We start from the raw sequence: 1,872 nt of genomic DNA, 5'->3' as shown, positions 1-1,872 counted from the left end.
GTTCGCGCCGGGGGCGCCGTGGACCCCGCCACCGGGATGCGCGGAGGCGCTGGCCAGGAACAACCGGTCCACCGGGGTGTCCGCGCGCCCCAGGCCGGGGATCGGCCGCAGGAACAGCTGCTGGTACGCGGCGGCGGTGCCACCGCCCAGCGCCCCACCGACCAGGCTCGGGTCGCCGGCCTCCAGGTCGGCCGGCCCGGCGACGTGCCGTCCCACGACCAGGCTGCGGAAGCCGGGTGCGGCCTCCTCCATCACCTGCTCCATCCGCTCGACGTGCGCGGCGATCTCCTCCGCCCGCCAGTTCCGCCGGAACGGCAGGTGGGTGTACGACCAGAGGGACTCGGTGCCGGGTGGCGAGTGGCTCGGGTCCGCCACCGTCATCTGCCCCACCAGCAGGAACGGGTCGCGGGGCACCTCGTTGCGGGCCAGTTCGGCGGCGTACGTGGTCAGGCCGTCGACGTCGGAGCCGAGGTGCACGGTGCCGGCCGGGGCCACGGCCCGGTTGGTCCACGGGACCGGCGCGGAGAGGGCCCAGTCGACCTTCAGCGTCGAGCCGTCCCACCGGAAGTGGGCCAGGTCCTCGACCAGGCGGGGCGGCAGCGCGCCCGCGCCCACCAGGTCCAGGTAGAGGGCCGGCGCCGGGACGTCCGCGAGCACCGCACGCCGGGCACGCCACAGCGCGCCGCCCACGGTGCGTACGCCCATCGCCCGACCCCGGGCGGTCAGCACCCGGTCGACCCGGGCGCCGTAGAGGATCCGGCCGCCGCGTTCGGTCAGCCGGGCCACCAGCGCGTCGGTGATCTTCTGCGCCCCGCCGTCCGGCACCGGCCAGCCGACCTGCTGGCCGAGCATCGCGAGCAACCAGCCGTACACGCCGGAGCCGGCCTCGTCCGGGGACAGGTCCGTGTGCAGGGCGCAGCCGGCCAGCAGGGCCGGGCCGCCCGGCCCGTCGAAGAGTTCGTCGCCGAGCTTGCGCACCGGCACGACGAGCCGCCGGGCCAGCCGCAGCGCCCCGGACACCCGCAGCCGGCGCAGCAGGGCCACACCGTCCCGCACGGGTGGGAAGGGTCGGGTGATGGCGCCCAGCATCGGCTCGGCTACCTGGCGCCAGTCGTCGTACGCGTTGAGCCAGCGTTTGCCGTCGCCCGGCGCGAACGCCTCCAGCGACGCCGCGGTCGTCTCCGGGTCGCGGTTGAGCACCGCCGCCCGACCGTCGGGCAGCAGGTGGGCCAGCACGTCCGGCGCGTGCCGCCAGCGCAGGCCGTAGCGGTCCAGCCCGAGGCCGTTCATCACCGGCGAGGCGTAGCCGAGGGGGTAGAAGGAGCTGTACAGGTCGCTGAGGTAACCGGGGGCGGTCACCTCGGCCGAACGGACCGCGCCGCCGGGGACGGCGGTGGCCTCCAGCACCACGACGTCCCACCCCGCGTCCGCCAGCAGGTTGGCGGCGACGAGACCGTTGTGGCCGGCCCCGACGACGACGGCATCCGCGCTCTCCGCGCCGGTCGAAGTCATCCCCTGTCCCTACCGCTCGGAATCATCCGATCCGCCTACCCGGCCTCCAACCGGGCGAAACGCGTTTGCCCTGTGCGGACCGGGGCATCCACTGCCGCATGTACACGGTTGCACAGCTCATTGGTGGAGTGTGGGGGGCCGGCGGCGAGGGGGGCGAGCTGGTCGTCCACGACCCGGCGGACGGTTCCCCGGTCAGCTCGGTGCCGGTGGCGACGGCGGACGAGGTCGGCAAGGCGGTGGAGGCGGCGCGCGGCGTCGTGGCGGAGTGGGCGGCGACCGCACCGGCGGAACGGGCGGCGGCCGTCGTTCTCGGCGGGCTGCTCGGACAGGTGCACGTGCAGCGGTACGCCCCGGCGATCC

Annotated in this window: 2 protein-coding genes; one reads left to right on the top strand and one right to left on the bottom strand. The window is 75.6% G+C overall.

From position 1 onward, the window contains the following. Positions 1-1,512, bottom strand: a 1,512-nt coding sequence (locus AB0I76_RS29010; RefSeq protein ID WP_357042065.1) for an NAD(P)/FAD-dependent oxidoreductase, incomplete at its 3' end; no start/stop codon positions are given. Positions 1,513-1,610: 98 nt separating this feature from the next. Here AB0I76_RS29010 and AB0I76_RS29005 point away from each other — a divergent pair. After that, positions 1,611-1,872 (top strand): aldehyde dehydrogenase family protein (locus AB0I76_RS29005; RefSeq protein ID WP_357042062.1); only part of this gene is annotated, 262 nt, incomplete at its 3' end.

The sequence above is a fragment of the Micromonospora sp. NPDC049799 genome, from assembly GCF_040656655.1.
Lineage (GTDB): Bacteria > Actinomycetota > Actinomycetes > Mycobacteriales > Micromonosporaceae > Micromonospora.
The sequence above is the reverse complement of the archived record's forward strand: the minus strand, read 5'-3'. Positions and strand labels throughout refer to the sequence as shown.